Annotated in this window: 19 protein-coding genes; 9 read left to right on the forward strand and 10 right to left on the reverse strand. The window is 63.8% G+C overall.

Going from position 1 to position 18,842, the window contains the following annotated elements:
* Positions 1-359: 359 nt before the first annotated feature.
* The 9 genes from BM052_RS20005 to BM052_RS16695 form a co-directional block, all read right to left on the reverse strand.
* Positions 360-551 carry a hypothetical protein gene (locus BM052_RS20005; RefSeq protein ID WP_091148716.1) on the reverse strand — a complete coding sequence of 64 codons (192 nt, stop codon included), beginning with the start codon at positions 549-551 and terminating at the stop codon, positions 360-362.
* 55 nt (positions 552-606) lie between these two features.
* Entirely contained in the window at positions 607-1,974 is a 1,368-nt protein-coding gene (locus BM052_RS16660) for an AAA domain-containing protein (RefSeq protein WP_091148718.1), read from the reverse strand.
* The gene (locus tag BM052_RS16665; RefSeq protein ID WP_091148720.1) at positions 1,971-3,413 is read right to left on the reverse strand and encodes a hypothetical protein; all 1,443 of its coding nucleotides are present in this window, start codon (positions 3,411-3,413) and stop codon (positions 1,971-1,973) included. The genes BM052_RS16660 and BM052_RS16665 overlap by 4 nt, the downstream gene beginning before the upstream one ends.
* Complete coding sequence (locus tag BM052_RS16670) at positions 3,406-4,512, reverse strand: hypothetical protein (RefSeq protein WP_091148721.1); 1,107 nt, start codon at positions 4,510-4,512, stop codon at positions 3,406-3,408. Before BM052_RS16670 ends, BM052_RS16665 begins: the two co-directional genes overlap by 8 nt.
* The gene (locus tag BM052_RS16675; protein ID WP_218151568.1) at positions 4,509-5,369 is read right to left on the reverse strand and encodes a hypothetical protein; all 861 of its coding nucleotides are present in this window, start codon (positions 5,367-5,369) and stop codon (positions 4,509-4,511) included. Before BM052_RS16675 ends, BM052_RS16670 begins: the two co-directional genes overlap by 4 nt.
* A gap of 104 nt (positions 5,370-5,473) precedes the next feature.
* Positions 5,474-6,778 carry a DNA methyltransferase gene (locus BM052_RS16680; protein ID WP_091148725.1) on the reverse strand — a complete coding sequence of 435 codons (1,305 nt, stop codon included), beginning with the start codon at positions 6,776-6,778 and terminating at the stop codon, positions 5,474-5,476.
* Between the two features lie 45 nt (positions 6,779-6,823).
* Positions 6,824-7,417: an RES family NAD+ phosphorylase gene (locus BM052_RS16685; protein ID WP_143084879.1), complete on the reverse strand. Its 594-nt coding sequence runs from the start codon at positions 7,415-7,417 to the stop codon at positions 6,824-6,826.
* Positions 7,414-8,034, reverse strand: coding sequence for an antitoxin Xre/MbcA/ParS-like domain-containing protein (locus BM052_RS16690; protein ID WP_091148728.1), 621 nt, complete (start codon positions 8,032-8,034; stop codon positions 7,414-7,416). Before BM052_RS16690 ends, BM052_RS16685 begins: the two co-directional genes overlap by 4 nt.
* 98 nt (positions 8,035-8,132) lie before the next feature.
* The gene (locus BM052_RS16695; protein WP_091148768.1) at positions 8,133-8,828 is read right to left on the reverse strand and encodes a DUF6088 family protein; all 696 of its coding nucleotides are present in this window, start codon (positions 8,826-8,828) and stop codon (positions 8,133-8,135) included.
* Positions 8,829-9,035: 207 nt separating this feature from the next.
* On the opposite strand from BM052_RS16695, the gene BM052_RS16700 reads away from it, so the two are divergent.
* The 7 genes from BM052_RS16700 (at position 9,036) to BM052_RS16730 (ending at position 15,734) form a co-directional block, all read left to right on the forward strand.
* Positions 9,036-9,275 carry a hypothetical protein gene (locus BM052_RS16700; protein ID WP_091148730.1) on the forward strand — a complete coding sequence of 80 codons (240 nt, stop codon included), beginning with the start codon at positions 9,036-9,038 and terminating at the stop codon, positions 9,273-9,275.
* A 68-nt stretch (positions 9,276-9,343) separates the two neighbouring features.
* Positions 9,344-10,279 carry a thymidylate synthase gene (thyA, locus tag BM052_RS16705; RefSeq protein ID WP_091148731.1) on the forward strand — a complete coding sequence of 312 codons (936 nt, stop codon included), beginning with the start codon at positions 9,344-9,346 and terminating at the stop codon, positions 10,277-10,279.
* A 90-nt stretch (positions 10,280-10,369) separates the two neighbouring features.
* Complete coding sequence (locus BM052_RS16710) at positions 10,370-11,143, forward strand: enoyl-CoA hydratase/isomerase family protein (RefSeq protein ID WP_091148733.1); 774 nt, start codon at positions 10,370-10,372, stop codon at positions 11,141-11,143.
* 310 nt (positions 11,144-11,453) lie between these two features.
* The gene (locus BM052_RS16715; RefSeq protein WP_091148770.1) at positions 11,454-12,752 is read left to right on the forward strand and encodes a 3-methyl-2-oxobutanoate dehydrogenase (2-methylpropanoyl-transferring) subunit alpha; all 1,299 of its coding nucleotides are present in this window, start codon (positions 11,454-11,456) and stop codon (positions 12,750-12,752) included.
* 5 nt (positions 12,753-12,757) lie between these two features.
* Positions 12,758-13,810 (forward strand): alpha-ketoacid dehydrogenase subunit beta, encoded by a 1,053-nt coding sequence (locus BM052_RS16720; protein ID WP_091148735.1) that lies wholly within the window; start codon positions 12,758-12,760, stop codon positions 13,808-13,810.
* 4 nt (positions 13,811-13,814) lie between these two features.
* Complete coding sequence (locus tag BM052_RS16725; protein WP_091148736.1) at positions 13,815-15,140, forward strand: dihydrolipoamide acetyltransferase family protein; 1,326 nt, start codon at positions 13,815-13,817, stop codon at positions 15,138-15,140.
* 9 nt (positions 15,141-15,149) lie between these two features.
* Positions 15,150-15,734, forward strand: coding sequence for a YdeI/OmpD-associated family protein (locus BM052_RS16730; protein ID WP_091148738.1), 585 nt, complete (start codon positions 15,150-15,152; stop codon positions 15,732-15,734).
* A gap of 62 nt (positions 15,735-15,796) precedes the next feature.
* Here BM052_RS16730 and BM052_RS16735 read toward each other — a convergent pair whose 3' ends face one another.
* Positions 15,797-17,596, reverse strand: a complete 1,800-nt coding sequence (locus tag BM052_RS16735; protein WP_091148739.1) for an ABC-F family ATP-binding cassette domain-containing protein — start codon at positions 17,594-17,596, stop codon at positions 15,797-15,799.
* A gap of 134 nt (positions 17,597-17,730) precedes the next feature.
* On the opposite strand from BM052_RS16735, the gene BM052_RS16740 reads away from it, so the two are divergent.
* The gene (locus BM052_RS16740; RefSeq protein ID WP_091148741.1) at positions 17,731-18,036 is read left to right on the forward strand and encodes a PepSY domain-containing protein; all 306 of its coding nucleotides are present in this window, start codon (positions 17,731-17,733) and stop codon (positions 18,034-18,036) included.
* Between the two features lie 102 nt (positions 18,037-18,138).
* A complete protein-coding gene (locus tag BM052_RS16745; protein WP_091148743.1) occupies positions 18,139-18,816 on the forward strand; it encodes a response regulator transcription factor in 678 nt (225 codons plus the stop codon).
* Positions 18,817-18,842 lie beyond the last annotated feature (26 nt).

The raw sequence follows: 18,842 nt of genomic DNA on the forward strand, positions 1-18,842 counted from the left end.
CCGCTTGACCCACTGCCCGCACTGCGGGACATACCACCCACCCGGGTCACTTCTCGATGGAAATCCCGGGTCAACTCTCAGCGGAAATCAACACCGAGGAGGTCTCGGGACCGAACTTTTGGCGTGCCAAGCTTTACCGGGCGCTGGCAGCAAACGGCGCATTCTGTGACGGCGGCTTCGAGTTGTCGAGGATCCACTATCGCCCCAACTAGTACAGTCGCAGGGATTTCACGCTGGATCAGAGCGTGACGTCGAGCATCATGCGAACAGTCGGCATAAGCTGACGGCGGAGACGCAGGCGTTCCGGCCCAACGATCGCACAGTAGATTAGCACGGAACGACAGGCTGAGGCAGCGCCGTCAGCGCGCGCGGCGCAGCGGAGCCTCCAGCCGCCGGCGGATCGTTCGCCGAGAGCGCTCCAGATTGACAAGGATTTGTCGCACGCGCGTTTGGGAAAGGCCAAACTCCGTTGCCAACGTCTTGACTGACGCTCCCGACATGTATGCCGTTTCGATCTGGAGGTTGCGCGCAGCCTTCGACAAGATTTCCATCTTTCCTCCGTAAACCCGTTGGCAGGCGTTGGATGAAGTTCGACTAAGATACCGCCTAGCCAGTGAGCTGATTTGCGGCCGAAGAAGGTAAGCCGAAGACTGCGGGATATACACGGCCGGCACGCGCAAGCGCAGCCATCAAGGTCAGGTGCGCTCGCCAGCCACGATATTCGGGGTCGTCGTCAATACCGAGCGACCGGTCCCCGACCGGCGCAAACTGCATCAGTTGGTGGCTGATTCCCTGGCGGCCAAAAATCCAGCACCCGATGCGGTGCCGCGAGAGCATAACGCACAGCCGTCCAGCGTCGAGATGGAACGCGGTCGCGTCTGCTCGTCCCGACAGCGGGTGATGGACGAACATGAAGGGTCGCTCGATCCCTTGAAAGCGATTGGCTGTCTCGACGAATACACCTGCGAGGTCAGGACCGAGGCGTTCGCGGACGGCATTGACCTGGCTGACATGCGCACAAACCACACCAATCTTGTCGGGCGTGATCCATTCTGATGCACCGTCGTCGTGCATCCACGCGCTGCGTCCAAGCAGCCGGGTGATTGAGGTCACTAACTCCTGCGCCAGTTCGCCGTCGGCTTCGCCGGTGATTTGCGCCGGGAGCTCGACCATGACGATCGACGATCCCGCGGCCACCGCATCGAGCGCCGCGTCGAACGGCATGATGCCCGCCACCTGGAAATGCAGCGATCGATTTTGGCTCAACGCCCGGAACGGCATGTCGGGATAGAAGGCGGGCTGTACAAGGCTGACAGTGTCGGCGTTCAGTCGCCGCGACACCGGTAGGTCGAGCTGGAGGACCGAAGGGTGGCGCTCGACCAGCGCCGCCGGGCACGACACCTGTGGGCCCGCCGGGTCGCAGCGCCAACGCTCGATTTCGCAATTGACGAACGGATCAATCTGACCTGGATCGCCGATCAGCACATGGCGCGGCGCAAGGTTCGAGATAAGTTGGAAACGATAGTCGGGAAGCTGAAACGCCTCGTCGACGATCTGCACGTCGAAACACGGTTCCTCGGTTTGAATCCATGACCATTTCGCGGCGTTGCCAATGGTGATCGACGGCTGCTGCGGCAGGCTCGCAACGTCATGCACCACCACCAGGTTCGGAAGTTGAGCGACATCGGCCGGAAGATTAATCGCCTTCTTGGCAAACAGATGGATCGGCATGCCGTGCGCGTTCGAAGCAAGGCGGCGCGTCAAATCGAATGCCTGTTCGTTAGTCTGCGTGACGACCATGCAGCGCTGATCGAGCATCGTGGCACTTTGCAAGGCGACCCGCTGGGCGACGCCGGTCTTACCCGCACCGGGCGGCGAACGCAGCACCAGCGCGGGCTCGCCCCGCCACTGGCTGGCAAGCACTGTCTCCAGCGCAGCGTCGGCGATCGCTTGCGCGTTAAACGGCGCGGTCACGTCAGGCTCTCCACTGCTGCAAGTAGGTTGGGGGGCATGGGTTTCGCGACCGAAACCGCTGCCGGCAGCGTTTCGCCGTGCGTCCAGGGCTCGTAGGTGAGCCGCTTCTTCATCTGGCCTAGCTCGTTGCCGATCCCGCGCCAGTCCGGCGCTGGCGGGCCAAAATCGAGCGTAAGCCCGCTCGTCATCTTTTTGATCGTATTCTTACCCGTGCCGACAGTAGCCTCGATCCAAGTGAAAGGCCCGCGCCGCTCGACTGTATCAATTCGCAGCGAGAATTTAGGATCGTCCAGCGTCCATAGGACATCGCCCGAACGAAGATGGAGGCTGTCCTGGTAGCTGGTTAGCTCGAGATGATATTCGAACAGTCGCGGGCGGACCTTCTCTTCGGCGATGACAGCAATCTGCGCGCGCAGCACGCTGCCATTGACCACGCCCTTTTCACGGGCCGCTCGATCGTGCCGGAGCATTCCGGCATCGAAATTGGTAACAGCATGTTCACGGGCCACTATCTTCATCGCGGCGGCCTTGGGCTTGTCGTGATAGGGGAGGAAATGCCCATCGTCGCGGCCGCCCATAAAGCGCTCGAATTCGTCCGATTCCTGCTGCGCGAGCGCATCCAGCGACGGGTTTGCCTGCCACCGCGTCGCAGTCAGCAATGCGATAGCGCGCTGCGTATTCGCGTAGATCGGGCGGATGACGCCTTCAAGCAGCTGTTGGATGCGTGTCTGATGAAAGGCGATGACCGAGGCCGGCTGGCCAGAATTGCGCGCCGCGTGAAAATCCTCGATCGCAGGCTGCAACGCATTGCGGTCGAACCGTGGATCGGTTTTGACCCCCATCGGTTGCGCCTCGGCTGCGGCGACCGCCGCGAAGATATCGCGCCCCGCTGGCGGTTCGATCCAGGTCAGTACTGAGCCAAGATGCTCGTCCTCGGACTCCTGTTGTCCCGTAGCATAATGGGCGCGCAGCGCGGCCGTGGCGCTGATCAACGCTTGCTGGCCTGCAACTGGCGACCGTTCGCCAGCGTAGGTCCATAGCGTACCGAGACGTTGGATGTCTTGCTCGTCGGTGAAGCGAAGTCGATCTGCAAGCGTGTCGAGATGCCCAAGCGCCCCGGTCGAGGCGACCCAAATCTGCGGGAATGTCGCCGCCGCACGGCATTCGGCGTAATAGGCCTCGAACTGCGGCAAGAGCCAGCGCAACAGATCATATTGATCATCGCGGCGACGCGGGTCAGCGACGACATTGATCTGCGGCGGCTCGCCGAAGCGGCCGAGTGCAGCAGCATGGACCGACGTGTCTTCGCCAGCCATCGCAAGAAGCGTCAGAATCCGCGCATGAGGCTGTATCACCACCTGACGCTGCGAAACCACCGGGACCGCTCGGCCATTTTGCAGCGCACGGACCCGCGCAACGACATTGACGAGGTCACCCATTTGCAATCCGATCCAACAATGCTGAGGCAGCGCGCAGATCACTGGCAAGGCTGGCCTCGGCAGGGTTGTCCGGCGGTCGGCCGCTGCCATCGAGAAGATCGATGACGCGTGCGATCGAACCCGCCGCCGCAAGCTGTTCGGAGGCTTGGTCGCCCAGGATGATCGGCAGCCCGGCGCTGAGCGCCTGCGCGCGACAATGCTCCCAGAGGGCGCAATGCTCCTTGCAATTCGACCGGTAATTGTTGGGCAGCTGGTCGATGACGGCGCGATCTGCAAAGCTCGTATTCGCTGGAACGAGCCGCTCGACATGGTCGAGATCCGCCGGTGCTGCCGACAACGCGCGGGTCAGCGATGCCAGCTCAGACTCGGCGCGATTAGCGGGGAAAAGCCGGGGAATGAACGATCCCGGCGCACGGAGGACCATATCGACGCGGTCACCCGCAAAAGCCTGGTCGCCGCCGCGACTGACAATATGCTGCCCTAGCGCGAGCGTCCCAACGGCAGCCTCGCGCAGCGCGGCGCGAATATCCGATTTGTCGGTCTTTCCACCGCGATCGGCATAGGACTTGATGACTCCGACCCGGTAGAAAGGATCGCGGTCGCTCGCGACCAGATAGTCGAGTTCGATCGGATGCGTGACGCCAACCAGCATCAGCGGTAACCGCGGGTTGAGGATCAGATTGGGTGCGAGCGGATCGCCTCGCAGTTTTAGATCGACGAGACGCTGGGTTTCGAGCACGCGCTGATGCTGAGCGAAGCTACTGCCGCCGGGCGCGTGGTTCGCGACCGACGAGACTTTGACTTCAAGCTGTGTGAGCATTTGCTTCTCGCGGTAGGCCGTAAGCAACGACGATCCGCCATTGTCGAGCAACCGGCGTTCATAGGCTTGGCTCAAGGTCATCGCGAAAGGCGACATGATGTCGGGCTGCATGCCGAAAACGTGCTTGATGATCTCGGTAGGCGTGAGCCCTGCGATCACGATGGCGCGCAGCCGCACGCAGCCAGTGTTACGCGCCACGCTCTCGATGCCACGCGCGCCGACCTCCACGGGTGCGATGCCGCCGCGAAGACGGGCAAGGCGCGCGTTTGCGGGCGTCACCGAATAGCCCTCTCGGCGATCTCATTGTCGATCACCACCGGCCGACCCCACAGCTTGAACGCCGTGCTGCTGTTCCCAAGCTTTGCCACGGCTTCCCGGCGCTCGGTGAGATCGGCCTCATCCAGCACCGCAAGCTCGCCTTGCGCCGCCTCGATCACTCGCTTTGGATCGATCGGCTGACCCGTGTCATTGGCCCCGGGGATCGAGCGCGCGAACGGGAACAGAAGGCGCTCGATATTCTTAGCCTCAGCCGCGCCGATCTCACGCAGCTGCGCAAGGCGGTTAGCGAGGCTGATCGCGACACGCAGATTGTCGGTTCGCATGCTGCGCGACCCGATGATCCGGCGCTCCAGGCTCCAGGTCGAGCTGGTAAGCAGTCTCGGGATGGCCGTCAGCTGCGCCGCACTGATGGCGGGTACGATCCAAGCTGGACGCGCCGCAAGATTGCGCCGCGCGGCGTTCTCTTCATCGCGCTTCAAGCTGGCAAAGCGCGACGGAGACGGGCGGTCGCCGGTCAGTGCCGCAGTCAGATCTGCGATCAGTGCGGGAGCGGCAGGGACGCCGAGATCGTCGAGCGCATCGAGGGCAAGTTCGCGCAACGGCTTGTTCGGCTTGCGCGCACGCGGTGTCGCAATGTCGCGTGCTTCGAGTTCGCTGAAGCGCAGCGCATCTGAAAGGCGCTGATACTCGGCGTTCAGCTCGGCAATCTTTGCCTGCGCCCGGTCCCTGCGGGCTTGGTCTCCCAAGGACAATGCCTTGGTGAGCTCGGAATAAGCTTCCTGCTGCCGCTTGGCGTTGCGCGCGAGTTGGTCAGTAAGAGGCAGGGCACGAGACATGCTTCCTATATAGTCTTCCACGCTTTTCCATGCAATACCATGCTTGTCCTAGCCTACGCGCAACTAAGATAATGATTCTAGAGAAGTTTCGTCTTGGTCGTTGAAAATGCGTGCGGGGCTCGCGCCTACCTGGCGAAGCAGAGCACCGACTCGGTCGCGCCCGATGGGCGCTCATAGGACAGTCGGCCACGATGGATGTCGGACATCGAGCGCAGGTGAAAATCCTTGCGCTGCTTGAGGCTCAGACCATGTGCCTGGCCAATCTCCGAGATGATCTTCGGCAGATCGTTATGCAGCTCCTTGTAATAGGAGTCTTGCACGACAAGAATTGCCCGGCCACCCGGCTTAAGCGCACTGGCTAGGCGCTCGATTGAGCGGGTCATCTTGTCATAGTAATCGAGATGAGTCCGGTAATAGTATCCACCGGATGCTTTGGAGGGGTGGGCCTTCAGCTGCTTGAGGAAGGCAGCGCAGGTTTTGCCCCAGGTCGCATCGACATCGATCGTGTTATCGGGAACTTGGGTTGTGCCGATCATTTGTTTGCCGAGCGCTCGCGCACCCGTGCTCAAGAGTGGTCCGAGCACCGCCAGTTCGATGCGGGTTGCTGCAGTGTAGTCGATCCGTGTGCAATAGGGTGGCGACGTGAGCGCCAGGTCGATGCTCTCGTTCTCCAAAGCCATCGTGGCGGTATCGGAGAGCAGGATTTTTGAATCGCCAATGCGCGGTGCGTTGGTAAGGAGCCGATCCGCCTCTCGCTTTAGCGCGAGCGCTGCGGACATGCCGCGGACATTGTCGCCGAAAGAGCGGGCGACGACGATTTGCGCCGCGACCACACGCGCTTCGTCCTTTTTCGGCGCGCGCAACCATGTCGGATTGGACGATTGGAACCGCGCTACGAGCTTGCGACATGCCGCAAAAAGCGCGACGTAGAGCGTCGCTGCGGTGCCAGAAATCTTGTCGAGATGAACACCTTCGGGGGACTTGGTCATGCTCCCAACCAGACTGCGGCGGATATTTTGTTCGATCCCCCGAATGAATGCAGCGGTCTCCGGCTCGAACCAGCCAAGCAAGGCATCGTCGGGCGATAACGTAGGTGGCGCTGAATGCGCGTGTGATAGGATCGTAGCGGCGAGCGGCCGTAGATGGTCCGCTTCGCTGGGCGGAAGCAGGCGAGCGCGCGCCACAATGATCATGACCGGGTTGAGATCGATCCCGACCGCGTTCAAGCCCAGAGCATTTGCGGCATAAGTGGTTGTCCCGCTGCCATTCCATGGATCGAGGATAACGGCGCCACGTGGCAGCTTCGCGCTTTGCAGCAATTCGCGCGCGAACAACTCCGGAAAGCCGGCATAATATGGGAAAAAACCTTCCCAGCCGGTCTGGAGCCGCTTGTTTCGTTTTGGCGAGTTTATGCGTAGCCGGGCTGCCATTTGCCTGATGTTACTCCAACGGTCGGCGGAATTGCGAGCGCATAGTCAGGCAAAACCACGCTTGCGACGAACGGTAATGCCCAGACGGGTGAGTTCGGCCGGCAGCAGGGCTGACTGGACTAGCGCGATCGGTGGCGTGCTCGACAGCGTCGAGAAGCCGCGATCATAGATCGCGACACAGCCGCCTGTGGTCAGTCGGGAATCGAAGAGGATGCCATCAATATCCGGCATCTTCGTGTGGACCGCTTCAGAAAAGGCCTGGCCTTGCAAATGATCGCGGGCGCGACTGGCGTCGGTGTCAATGCCGAGTTCGTATGCGCCCGCACCCGTTAGGTCGAGCAACACCAGCTCGCGGCTCGAACTTATCCCCGAGACACAGAATTGTTCCAGATGCGGACGATACAGGAAGCGACGAGCCCGGCCTTCGAACCGATCGCGGACAACCGCCTCGGCGAACGCAGTTGGAAAGCTATCTGCGGCATAGAGAACGCGAAATGATCGCGACGGGCTCGAGAAGCGGCTCGAGCCGAAGCCAGCACCGGTTGGCGTCGCGCGATGCTGGCTCGGCATAATCCGGGGCCAATCCGCGATCCTGGCATGGATTACCCGTTTACTGAGCTTGGACGCGACAATTTTCACGCGAAGTCGAACGCGCCTTCCGCCGCGCCCGTGACCGCCGGGATCTCGCCATCACGCAAAGCTTCGATTGGCGGCTTGCCGCCAGTCATCCGGTTAGGTGCGACCAGCCACTCCCACAGCTCTTCAGCAGATGGGAAGAACGTCGCAACTACGTCCAAGCCCGGCACGGGCCGGCGTCGATCAAACTGCCGGAGCGGGTAGACAAAGTTCCGCAGCCCCTTACGCAGAGCGACGACCCTGTGCGCCTTGCGCCAATTATCAAGCGTGCCGCGGGAGATGCTGAGACGCTCGACCAGATCGCCGGCGCCCAGAAGCTCGCTATTAGCCCAGTCGACAGAATCGTCCGCAACGGTGATAGCATCGAGAAGTTTGTTCCCTTCGGCGGCCGATACTACCGGGCCTACGCCACTGCCCTGAAGGACTTTCTCCGGTTGAGAGATCGGGCGTGCTGGAACTTGGCGCTTTCGCGTGCGAACGGACTTGGCAGCGGCGGGTATCGGCACTTTCAACGCAGTGGCGAGGTCGAGTAGCCCTGCCATATCCATGCGCTCGACTTTGCTTTCGATAGCCTTAGCCAAAGCGAGCCTGGCTGGGTGCGCTTGCTTCATGGTACTCATAACGTATCCTCCATTAGGCAATATAGGCAAGTTAGGCAAATTATGCAATGCCTAGATGAGTCACCGGTGGATGCCGTGAGGTCTCAAGAAGTCTGAAGTCAGGAGCGTAACACCGCACACATGGTAGGCTCGTCATGGCGGAGGCGGTCGCCATCCCGGGATTGGCGATCCGCTTCTCTCAGCAGGTCACGCAGAAAGTCCCGCATCCATGCCGGGAGTGTGCGGATGCCGTCGCGGAGATCCTCTACGATGGCGGTGCCATGGCCGGGATCGCCGAAGATCGCGCGCAGCCGCGCGCGGATGCGTCCGCCATCCTGCGGGAGCGTGTCCTGGAGCCAATGCAGCGCCTGGACGACGCGCATTGCCGGCCGGCCAGCCCAATAGAGCTTACTGGGCGCGGTCTTCCTGAAATCGATCACCAGCTTGCCAAGCTCAAAGGGTTTGAGGCGGGCGTCGGTATGCACGACGATATGCGCCGGCACGGCATTGGTGAGGCCGAGATCATTGGCGGCGGTGATGCCGTCGAGGAGCATGCGGGTCTGGTCCCGCCGCGACAGCGCGTCAATGACGGCGCGGGGATCGGGACTGGTCAGCTTGCCGGTCAGGCTGTTGACCCGGGGCTTGTCGTAGAGCCCGCGTGCGATGCGGCGGATCTGCTTGCCGCGAGTCAGCCGGTGAAGCGCTTGATCGACAGCCTCGCGTGGCCCCAGATCGAGGAAATCGACGGGCGTCCAGGCGGCGAAGGGAGCCGGTTGCTCCATCCGACCAAGGATGCGCGCTTTAAGATCCAACATGCCGCGGCCACAGCGCGGCACTTCGTAGCAGCGGGATATTCGGTCGATCTGGGGCTTGGTCAAATCAACTCGCGCAACATGCGCTGGCTTGGCCTGACCTGGGAAACCGTATTCGACCCCTGCTCCGCCGCCAAAGTGGGACGTCTTTGAGCGCGCCGCTTACGACCGCGAGACCCAAATGCTCGCCGAAATCGACAGGAACAGCATATGAATGTCATCATCAAAGTCGGGCGCGGAGTTGCAACGTGGCGCGCAAACATTGCCGCCAAATTCAATGCCATGCCCAAAGGGTGGCAACCTGAAGCGATTCCCCTGGCGCAATTCCTGGGCTATGCCGCGAGACGCCCCGGCGAAGCCCTTTCCGCGGGTGGAACCGGGCCGCATCGCTTCGTGATTGTGGGGAGCGAGGCGGGCAAGATCCTTTCCCTCGCCGTCGGCCGGAGCTAGGTCTGGGCTCGTGACCGCGTCGTTCGCGATCTGGTCGTGACGAGTTCATTTCCATCCAAGGGGCCTTCATGCCGTCGGAATCCATGCCGCATTTTGAATACCAGTATCTGAGCTTGCTGCGCGAAGTGTGGGAACATGGTGACGAGCGGCATGATCGTACCGGCGTCGGCACGCGCTCTTTGTTCGGGCCGGTCATGCGATTCAGCCTTGCGGACGATGCCGTGCCGCTGCTCACCACCAAGCGCGTCGCCTGGAAGACGGCGGCGCGCGAAATGCTGTGGTTCCTGACCGGGGACACCAATATCCGCGAGCTTGTTCGCCAGAAGGTGCATATCTGGACCGACTGGCCGCTCGACCGCTACCGGCGGGAGACCGGCGAGAAGATCGACCGCGACGCGTTCGAGGCCCGCGTTCTCGATGACGATGCCTTCGCCGAACGCTGGGGCGACCTGGGGCCGGTCTATGGCAAGCAATGGGTGGGCTGGGACACTTATGAGCCGGCGGGAGAGGGCCTGTTCCGGCGCGGGACGCCGATCAACCAGATCGCGCGGCTGGTGGACGACATTCGCCGCAATCCCACGTCGCGCCGGCTGCTGTTCACCGGCTGGAACGTCGCCGAGCTTGACGGCATGGCGCTTCCCCCATGCCACATGACCTATCAGTATCACGTGGCGGGCGGACGGCTGTCCGGCATCCTGTGGCAGCGATCCTGCGATCTCGGCCTGGGATTCGCGTTCAACGCGTTCTCGGCCGCCATGCTGCTGCGCATGCTGGCCCAGCAATGCGACCTCGAACCGGGCGAACTGGTGTGGAGTGCAGGCGATGCGCACGTCTACCTCAATCACGAGCACCTCGTGCACGAGCAGCTGGCCCGCGCGCCGCGCGGGCAGCCGGTGCTGAGGATCACGCGCAAGCCGGCCTCGATCTTCGACTATCGGATCGAGGATTTCGAGGTGACCGGCTATGATCCCCATCCGCACATAGCCGCGCCGGTGGCGGTTTGATCGCGGCGGGCGCGGGCCTGATTTCGAAGGCTTGACTTGGCGCCGGGTTCCCGGCAGCCCGGCCGCGATCGTCGAAGCAAGAGGCCAGTGGTGTCGTTCGAAGTCTGCACAGTACAGCATGACCATGTCGGCGAGATTCGCTTCACCGCGCCGCCGCACAATTTCGCGTCCTCCGCGATGATGATGGCGATCGCCGATGCCGTCGCGGCGATGGATGCCGACCGGCAGGTCCGCTGCATCCTGCTCACCGCCGAAGGCAAGACTTTCTGCGGCGGCGCCAACCTGGCGGGGGACGATGCCGTGCAGGGCGCCGAAGGCATGAGCGAAATCGCCCTGTTCTACGAGAATGCCGCCAGGATCATGAGCCGCACCAAGCCGATGATCGCTTCGGTCCAGGGTGCCGCGATCGGCGCCGGTCTCGGCCTTGCCCTTGCTGCCGACTTTCGCATCGCCTCGCCGGCGGCCCGGTTCGCCGCGAACTTCGTGAAGCTGGGCTTCCATCCAGGCTTCGCGATCAGTTGCACGCTGCCGCGCGTCATCGGGGCGCAGAGGGCAGCCTGGATGATGCTGTCCGGCAACCGCGTCAACGCCGAGCAGGCGCTCGACTGGGGGCTCGCGGACCGGGTCGTTCCGGCCGGGGATCTGGAGCGCGAGGCTTTGGCGATGGCGAACGAAATCGCCTGCAACGCCCCGCTCGCCGTCGTCGCGGTGCGGGCGACGCTGGTCGGGGAGCTCGCGCGGGAGGTCGTGGAGACCATGCGGCACGAACATGCGCAGCAGGCTATGCTCAAGAACACGGCGGACTATGCCGAAGGGGTCGCGGCGGTGTTCGAACGGCGCGCCGCCAACTTCACCGGCAGCTAAGACGCCGTTTCGCTCTGGTTGCATCGCCGTACTTCGTGGGCTGGGCAAGCGTGCCGAATTTCCTCTTCTTTTGCCCGCGCCTTCCTGCCTCCGCGTGAGCCTGCAAACGCGGTAGCCGACCGGCTCGCGAGTCCGGCGCTTGTTACGAGCCGACTTCGGTCTACCATCGGCGGCGACGGGGACTCGCCCGCCTCCGACATGCGGCGTTGTGGTACGATTGACATTGCGGGAATGTGAAATAATATGACGTGGTAGTGGAATTTTGATGCCACGGGGTCTCTGGGCCGACCGTGGCAGGAGAGCAGTGAAAATGGCCGAAAGCCCGGTTCGATCAGGCAAGCGGCGCGGCAATCTGCCGCCGCTCGAACTCTATGTTCCCGAGCCGCGCTACCGTCCTGGCGATACCGTGGACTATTCGCACCTGGCGATTCCGGAGGCCGGCGCTCTGGGCCGGCCGGACGAGGCATGCGAGGCGAGCGAGACCTGGCGGCTGACCACCGACATGATCCGCGTGCTGGATGATGATGGCCGCGCCGTCGGCCCCTGGAACCCGAACCTCGATCCGGAAACCCTGCGCCGCATCCTGCGCGCCATGGCGCTGACCCGCGCCTTCGACGATCGCATGTATCGCGGGCAGCGGCAGGGAAAGACCAGCTTCTACATGAAGTCCACCGGCGAGGAGGCGATTTCGGTCGCCTGCGCCTTCGCGCTGGCCGATGACGACATGGTGTTTCCCAGTTACCGCCAGCAGGGCGTCCTTATTTCGCGCGGCTATCCCTTGGTGGAGATGGTCAACCAGATCTATTCCAATCGTGCCGATCGGCTGAAGGGCCGCCAGCTGCCGATCATGTATTCGGCCAGGGACTATGGCTTCTTCACCATTTCCGGTAATCTCGCCACGCAGTTCCCGCAGGCGGTCGGCTGGGCCATGGCGAGCGCGATCAAGGGCGATACGCGCATCGCCACCAGCTTCATCGGCGAAGGATCCAGCGCGGAAGGCGATTTCCACGCGGCGCTGACTTTCGCCGCTGTCTACAATGCCCCGGTGGTGCTCAACGTGGTCAACAACCAGTGGGCGATTTCGAGTTTCTCCGGTTTCGCCGGCGCGGAGCGCACGACTTTCGCGGCGCGTGCGGTGGGCTATGGCATCGCCGGCCTCCGGGTGGACGGCAACGATGCCCTGGCGGTCTTCGCGGCGATGGCCTGGGCTGCCGACCGCGCCCGCGCCAACAGGGGCCCCACCCTGATCGAGTACTTCACGTACCGCGTGGAAGGGCATTCCACCTCGGATGATCCGAGCGCGTATCGATCGGCACGCGAGGCGGAAGATTGGCCGCTGGGCGATCCGATCTCGCGGCTCAAGGCGCATCTCGTCGCGCTGGGCGAGTGGTCCGACGGACAGCACGAAGCGATGGACCTTGAACTGGCCGAAACGGTCAAGGCCGCGGCCCGGGAAGCCGAGAAGAACGGCGTGCTTGGCCACGGCCTGCACCATCCGTTCCACACCATGTTCGAGGATGTTTTCGAGGAACTGCCCTGGCATCTTCAGGAGCAGGCCGCGCAGGCGATCCGCGAACGGCAGATCAAGTGGCCGGAGTGGAAGGAGTGAGGGCGATGCTGGAAGAGGAACCCGTCAGCCTGCACGACGCGCCGACCCGCGCACTGGGCATGATCGAGGCGATCAACGACGCGCTCGACATCATGATGGCGCGCGATCCCGATATCGTGATCCTGGGCGAGGATGTCGGCTACTTCGGCGGCGTCTTTCGGGCGACTGCCGGGCTGCAGAAGAAATACGGCAAGAACCGCGTATTCGATTCGCCGATCAACGAGTGCGGCATCGTCGGCGCGGCGGTGGGCATGGCCGCCTACGGCCTCAGGCCGGTGCCCGAGATCCAGTTCGCCGACTATATCTATCCCGGGCTGGACCAGTTGGTGTCGGAGGCGGCGCGCATGCGCTATCGCTCTGCGGGCCAGTTCACCGCCCCGATCACCATCCGTTCGCCGTTCGGCGGCGGCATCTTCGGCGGCCAGACCCACAGCCAGAGCCCGGAGGCGCTGTTCACGCATGTCGCCGGCCTCAAGACGGTGATCCCTTCGACCCCGCACGATGCCAAGGGCCTGCTGATCTCCGCGATCGAGGACAACGATCCGGTTATTTTCTTCGAGCCCAAGCGCATCTACAACGGCCCGTTCGACGGCTATTACGACCGTCCGTCGAAGACATGGAAGGGCCATCCCGGCGGGCAGGTGCCGGACGGCTACTACTCGATCCCGCTGGGCAAGGCGCGGATCGTGCGTGAGGGCGCGGCGCTGACCGTGCTCGCCTACGGCACGATGATCCATGTCGCCGAGGCGGTCTTGGCCGAAAAAGGCGTCGACGCCGAGATCATCGACTTGCGCACGCTGGTCCCGCTTGACATCGACGCTGTGGAAAAGTCGGTGGAGAAGACGGGGAAATGCCTGGTGATACATGAAGCGACGCGCACTTCGGGTTTCGGCGCCGAACTCGTGAGCCTGGTCCAGGAGCGTTGCTTCTATCACCTCGAGGCGCCGATCGAGCGGGTGACCGGCTTCGACACGCCTTATCCGCACAGCCTTGAATGGGCCTATTTCCCTGGTCCCGTCCGCATCGGCGAGGCGGTTGACCGGCTGATGAAGGATTGATCCGATGGGACGCTATACGTTCCGGCTTCCCGATATCGGCGAAGGTATAGCCGAGGCCGAGATCGTCGCCTGGCACGTCAAGGTCGGCGACAGGGTCGAGGAAGACGACCGCCTGGCCGATATGATGACCGACAAGGCGACGGTCGAGATGGAAAGCCCGGTGTCGGGCATGGTGATCGAAGTCGCGGGTGAGACTGGCGACATCATCGCCATCGGCTCCCCGCTGGTGGTGATCGAGGTCGAAGGCGAGGGGAACGTAGGCCCGGACGGAATGGAAACCGTTGAAAGACCCGCTCCCCTTCAGGGGAGAGGGTTGGAAGAGGTGCCTGCGGAACCAGAGGCGGCGCCTGCCGAAATGCCTCTCGCCCCTGAAGAAGAGCCTGTTCTCACCACGCCGGTTCAGGCTGAGCTTGTCGAAGCCCGGGCACCTGCTCCGCAGCGACATGCGCGACCTCACGCCAAGGTGCTGGCCAGCCCGGCCGTGCGCAAGCGTGCCGCCGATCTCGGGATCGATCTTGACGAAGTGCGGCCCGCCGAGGGCGGACGCATCCGCCATTCGGATCTCGACGCCTTCCTGTCCTATAATGCCGGCGGCGGGTTCCAGCCCGCCGGGCGCAAGGGGCAGGACGAACTGGTCCGCGTCATCGGCCTGCGCCGGCGCATCGCCGAGAACATGGCGGCGTCCAAGCGCAACATCCCGCATTTCACCTATGTCGAGGAATACGACGTCACCGCGCTGGAGGAAACCCGCGCGCAGCTCAACGCGGGGCGCGGGGATCGGCCCAGGCTGACCATGCTGCCGTTCCTGATCGCCGCGATCTGCAAACTGATCCCCCAGTACCCGATGCTCAATGCCCACTACGACGACGAAGCGGGCGTGGTGACGCGTTACGGTTCTGTGCACCTGGGCATGGCGGCGCAGACGCCGGCGGGGCTGATGGTGCCGGTGATCCGCGACGCGCAGGACCGCAACTTGTGGCAGCTCGCGGCGGAAATCACCCGGCTCGCTGATACCGCGCGCGACGGCACTGCCAAGTCGGCCGAACTCTCCGGCTCGACCATTACCGTGACCTCGCTCGGCCCGATGGGCGGGGTGGCATCGACGCCGGTAATCAACCGGCCCGAAGTGGCCATCATCGGTCCCAACCGCATTGTCGAGCGCCCGATGTTTGTGCATGATGCCAGCGGCGCCGAGCGCGTCGAAAAGCGCAAGCTGATGAATATTTCGATGAGCTGCGATCATCGTGTGGTAGACGGATGGGACGCGGCGAGCTTCGCGCAGGACCTCAGGAAGCTGATCGAGGCTCCGGCGCTGATCCTCGCGGGGTAGGAGAGGGCGATGGGCAGGGATCCGCGTGTCGACGACTATATCGCCAGGGCCGCGGATTTCGCCCGCCCGATCCTCGAGCATTTGCGCGAACTGGCCCATCGCACGCTTCCCGATGCGGAAGAGGCGATCAAGTGGGGCATGCCGCATTTCCTGGTGAAGGGAAAGAATGTGGCCGGCATGGCCGCGTTCAAGGCACACTGCACATTCGCCATCCACGGCGACGGACGGCAGGGCGAGGCGATGGGCCAGTTCGGCCGCATTGCCGCCGTTTCCGACCTGCCGGACGATGGTGAACTGTCCGCCAGGCTGCTGGCGGCGCGCGGCAGGGTGCTGGCCAGGGGCACCGCGCTCAAGGCCGGGGCGGTCCGCGAGCCCAAGCCGCCGATCCCCATGCCTGACGATTTTGCGGTCGCGCTCGCCGATGCCCCGGCGGCGCAGGCGGCGTTCGACCGGTTCTCGCCCTCGCATCGGCGCGAGTACCTGGAATGGATTACCGAAGCCAGGACGCCGGCCACGCGCGGGAAACGCATGGCCCAGGCAATCGAATGGATCGGGGAGGGCAAGAAGCGGAACTGGAAGTACGAGAAGTGCTGAGGCGTAACCAGGTCGCCACTCTCATCACGCGGGGCTGAGCGAGTTTTGTCCGGCTCCGGCCCTCATCCCTCGACCTGCTCGGCCAGTTCCAGCCAACGTTCCTCGGCCGCCTCCTTTTCGCTTCGGGCCTTTTCGATCGCGGCGGTCAGCGCGGCGAACGTGTCCGGGGCGCGGGTATAGAGGGAAGGGTCGGCCAGGGCCTGCTCGTCGCGTGCGATCGCGGCTTCGAGCTCCTCGATCCGCTTGGGCAGCAGCTCGTAGTCGCGTTGGTCCTTGTAGGAGAGCTTGGCCTTCCTCGGGGAAGGGGGAGGGGGCGCGGCTGCCTCGGCCTTGGCCTTCGCGGGCTTGGCCTGGGCACTGCGCTGCCTGCGCTTGGCTTCCCAGTCGGCATAGCCGCCGGCGATCACGTCGATGTGGCCCGAACCGTCGAGCCCGAGCGTGATGTTGACGGTGCGGTCCAGGAAGTCGCGGTCGTGGCTGACGATCAGCACGGTGCCATCGTAATCGGCGATCACTTCTTGCAGCAGGTCAAGCGTCTCGAGGTCGAGGTCATTGGTCGGCTCGTCCAGTACCAGCAGGTTGGACAGCCGGGCGAACTCGCGGGCGAGCAGCAGCCGTGAACGTTCGCCGCCCGAAAGGGTGCCGACCCGGGCGTCGACGAGGCCGGGATCGAACAGGAAGTCCTTGAGGTAGCCCTGCACATGCTTCCTCACCCCGCGCACGTCGACCCAGTCGCCGCCCTCGGCAAGCACGTCGCGGATGCGCTTGTCGGGGCTCATCAGGCTGCGCTGCTGGTCGATCACCGTGCCGTTCAGCGTGGCCGCCAGCGTGACGGTGCCTTCGTCGGGCGCCATCTCGCCGGTCAGGATCTTGAGCAGCGTGGTTTTGCCCGAGCCGTTGGCGCCGACTACGCCGATACGGTCGCCGCGCTGGATGCGTAGCGAGAAATCCTTGATGACGGTCCGCTGGGCGCCTCCCGTCCCGGGAAAGCGCTTGGTGACGTGTTCGGCGACGATCACCGACTTGGTCTTGCTGTCGTCGGCCACGACCGCGAGCTTGGCCGCGCCTTGCGGGGATAGCATGGCGGCGCGCTGGGCCCGCATTTCCCAGAGCTTTTCCAACCGCCCCTGATTGCGCTTGCGCCGCGCGGTGACGCCGCGTTCGAGCCAGTGCGCCTCGATCTTGAGCTTGGCGTCCAGCTTGTCGGCCGCGCGCGCTTCCTCCGCGTAGACCTGCTCTTCCCACGCCTCGTAGCCGCCGAAGCCGACTTCCTTGCGGCGCAGCGATCCGCGATCGAGCCATAGCGTCGCGCGGGTCAGGCGAGTGAGGAAGGTGCGGTCATGGCTGATGACCACGAAGGCGCCGGCGTAGCGCTGCAACCAGCTTTCCAGCCAGTCGATCGCGGCAAGATCGAGATGGTTGGTCGGCTCGTCGAGCAGCAGCAGGTCGGGCTCGGAAGCGAGCGCGCGGCACAGTGCCGCGCGGCGCCGCTCGCCGCCCGAAGCGCTGGCCGCGCCGCGCGAAAGGTCGACGCCGAGCTGGTCGGCGATCGCCTCAACTTCGTGACGGGGCGGGGCATCCTCGCCGTGGATGGCGAAGTCCAGCAGGGTGTCGTAGCCGGTGAAGAACGGATCCTGCTCCAGCATCACCACGCGCGTGCCCGGCTGGATCGAGCGCTTGCCGCGATCCGCCTCCACCTGGCCGGCTATCAGCCTGAGCAGCGTGGTCTTGCCAGCGCCGTTGCGCCCGATCAGCGCCAGCCGGTCACGCGGGCCGATGTGGATGTCGAGGTCCCGGAAGAGCCAGCCGGAACCCTGGATCAGGCCGAGGCCTTCCCAGCTGAGGATCGGTGCGATTGCCATGGCCCGCGCCCTACAGGTGGTGACGGGGGAATGGCAAGCAACAGTGGGAAATCGGCAACAGGTGAACCTGTCTGCCACCTTCCAGCCACATTCAGGACTTGTTCAATGCCCAAAGGTTAGGCACCGAAGTTGTGATGAACAAGCTTCTTGCCCCCTTGGCCGTACTTTCAGCCTTCGCGCTCGGCGTGAATGCGCTACCTCTCCATGCCGAAGGCGGCGGCGAACAGGACGAGGCACGCAAGGAACGCCGCGCGGGCAATATCCTGTCGATCCGCCAGATCGAGCAGATCGTCTTGCCGCGCATGGCGGGCAAACAGTATCTTGGGCCCGATTACGATCCTGCGGCAATGGCTTATCGTCTGAAATTCATCCAGGACGGCAAGGTCTACTTCGTGGATGTCGATGCCCGGACCGGCCGCGTCATCGGCCAGTCACGTTGAGGGTCACGTTGAGGGCCGCGTCGATCCCGCGCCAAGGGGCCATCGCTTGACGCTGCCCGGCTTTGGGCCCATTTCACCCCGGTTCATGTAGGGAGACCGGAATTGCGCATCCTGATCGTCGAGGATGAACCCACCCTGGGAAACCAGCTCAAGACCACGCTGGAGCAGAACGGCTACGCCGTGGACTTGTCCGCCGATGGCGAAGACGGCCACTTCCTGGGTTCGACCGAGGACTACGACGCGGTGATCCTCGACCTCGGCTTGCCCGAGATCGACGGCCTTACGGTGCTGGGCATGTGGCGCAAGGAAAACCGCAACTTCCCCGTCCTGGTGCTGACCGCGCGCGACAGCTGGTCCGACAAGGTGGCGGGCCTGGACGCCGGTGCCGACGACTACCTCGCCAAGCCGTTCCAGACCGAGGAACTGATCGCCCGCCTGCGCGCGCTGATCCGCCGCGCTTCGGGCAACACCTCCAGCGAGCTGACCGCCGGCGACGTGCGGCTGGATACCCGCTCCGGCCGCGTCACGCTGGCTGGTGAGCCGGTCAAGCTTACCGCGCAGGAATACAAGCTGCTGTCTTACCTGATGCACCACAAGGGCAAGGTGGTCAGCCGCACCGAGCTGATCGAGCATATTTACGATCAGGATTTCGACCGCGATTCCAATACGATCGAGGTCTTCGTCACGCGCATCCGCAAGAAGCTGGGTGCCGATGTCATCACGACGATCCGTGGCCTTGGCTACAGCCTCGACGATCCCGCCGATCAGCCGCGCGGCTGAGCCGCCGGCTTCCGTGGCCGGCGGGA

It is taken from the genome of Novosphingobium sp. CF614 (genome assembly GCF_900113255.1).
Taxonomy (GTDB): domain Bacteria; phylum Pseudomonadota; class Alphaproteobacteria; order Sphingomonadales; family Sphingomonadaceae; genus Novosphingobium.

What these genes read in the sequence shown, in the direction of transcription:
- BM052_RS16735 (WP_091148739.1), bottom strand. Translation starts at nt 17,596, where the DNA reads ATGGCAATCGCACCGATCCTCAGCTGGGAAGGCCTCGGCCTGATCCAG.
- BM052_RS16700 (WP_091148730.1), top strand. Translation starts at nt 9,036, where the DNA reads ATGAATGTCATCATCAAAGTCGGGCGCGGAGTTGCAACGTGGCGCGCA.
- BM052_RS16665 (WP_091148720.1), bottom strand. Translation starts at nt 3,413, where the DNA reads ATGGGTGACCTCGTCAATGTCGTTGCGCGGGTCCGTGCGCTGCAAAAT.
- BM052_RS16720 (WP_091148735.1), top strand. Translation starts at nt 12,758, where the DNA reads ATGCTGGAAGAGGAACCCGTCAGCCTGCACGACGCGCCGACCCGCGCA.
- BM052_RS20005 (WP_091148716.1), bottom strand. Translation starts at nt 551, where the DNA reads ATGGAAATCTTGTCGAAGGCTGCGCGCAACCTCCAGATCGAAACGGCA.
- BM052_RS16730 (WP_091148738.1), top strand. Translation starts at nt 15,150, where the DNA reads ATGGGCAGGGATCCGCGTGTCGACGACTATATCGCCAGGGCCGCGGAT.
- BM052_RS16725 (WP_091148736.1), top strand. Translation starts at nt 13,815, where the DNA reads ATGGGACGCTATACGTTCCGGCTTCCCGATATCGGCGAAGGTATAGCC.
- BM052_RS16715 (WP_091148770.1), top strand. Translation starts at nt 11,454, where the DNA reads ATGGCCGAAAGCCCGGTTCGATCAGGCAAGCGGCGCGGCAATCTGCCG.
- BM052_RS16680 (WP_091148725.1), bottom strand. Translation starts at nt 6,778, where the DNA reads ATGGCAGCCCGGCTACGCATAAACTCGCCAAAACGAAACAAGCGGCTC.
- BM052_RS16690 (WP_091148728.1), bottom strand. Translation starts at nt 8,034, where the DNA reads ATGAGTACCATGAAGCAAGCGCACCCAGCCAGGCTCGCTTTGGCTAAG.
- BM052_RS16740 (WP_091148741.1), top strand. Translation starts at nt 17,731, where the DNA reads ATGAACAAGCTTCTTGCCCCCTTGGCCGTACTTTCAGCCTTCGCGCTC.
- thyA (WP_091148731.1), top strand. Translation starts at nt 9,344, where the DNA reads ATGCCGTCGGAATCCATGCCGCATTTTGAATACCAGTATCTGAGCTTG.
- BM052_RS16695 (WP_091148768.1), bottom strand. Translation starts at nt 8,828, where the DNA reads ATGTTGGATCTTAAAGCGCGCATCCTTGGTCGGATGGAGCAACCGGCT.